Origin of the sequence: Mycobacterium sp. (assembly GCF_008709575.1) — a bacterium.
Taxonomy (GTDB): domain Bacteria; phylum Actinomycetota; class Actinomycetes; order Mycobacteriales; family Mycobacteriaceae; genus Mycobacterium.
The window spans coordinates 1-782 of record NZ_VYIK01000271.1; the positions used below are offsets into that span (position 1 = coordinate 1).

Here is a 782-nt window from a genome sequence, read left to right on the forward strand (position 1 = left end):
CAGGATAAGGCCTTTGCCTATTTCTACCCTGCCGACACGCTTACTGAAGGACTAGGACGGCGCTGAATAACCCGTCCAGCGTTGGGCGTGTCTGACGACTGAGCCCGATGTGGCCTGTGATGATGTTGTGGTGCAAGGGGTTACGCGGTCGGATCGGGAGTTGTTGGACGCGCAGGCGCTGGTCGGGGGCCTGGTGCCGGCGGGCAGCATCTTCGCGTTTTTGGCCGAGCATCGTCATGAGTTGTTCCCGGATTCGTTCATCGCGGATTTGTTCGCCTCTTCGACCGGGCGGCCGTCGCTGCCGGCGGATCTGATCGGGTCGGTGCTGGTGCTCAAGGAACTCTATGACCTGTCGGATCCGCAGACCGCGGAGGCGCTGCGGTATGACATCCGCTGGAAGGTGGCCTGCGGGCGCTCGTTAACGCAGACCTCGTTCGACCCGTCGACGCTGGTGTATTGGCGTAAGCGGATCGCTGCCTCTGATCAACCTGACCGGGTGTTCGATGCGGTCGCGCGGGTCATCGCCGAGACCGGGCTTTTGCGTGGGCGGCGCAAACGGTGCGTGGATTCGACGGTGTTCGACGACGCGGTGGCCACCCAGGACACGGTGACCCAACTGGTGGCGGCGATGCGCAAGGTGGCTCGGCTGGTACCGGGCGCGCAATCGGTGATCGAGCGGGTCGCCAAGCTGGACTACTCCAAGGCGGGCAAGCCCGACATCGATTGGGATGACCCGGTGGCCAAGCAGGGGTTGGTGTCGGATCTGGTCAACGACGCGTTGG

The 782-nt window shown here is 63.8% G+C and carries 1 protein-coding gene; it reads left to right on the forward strand.

All coding sequences use genetic code 11. From position 1 onward, the window contains the following. Nucleotides 1–130: 130 nt before the first annotated feature. Nucleotides 131–782 (forward strand): transposase (locus F6Q13_RS18400; protein ID WP_293059611.1); only part of this gene is annotated, 652 nt, incomplete at its 3' end.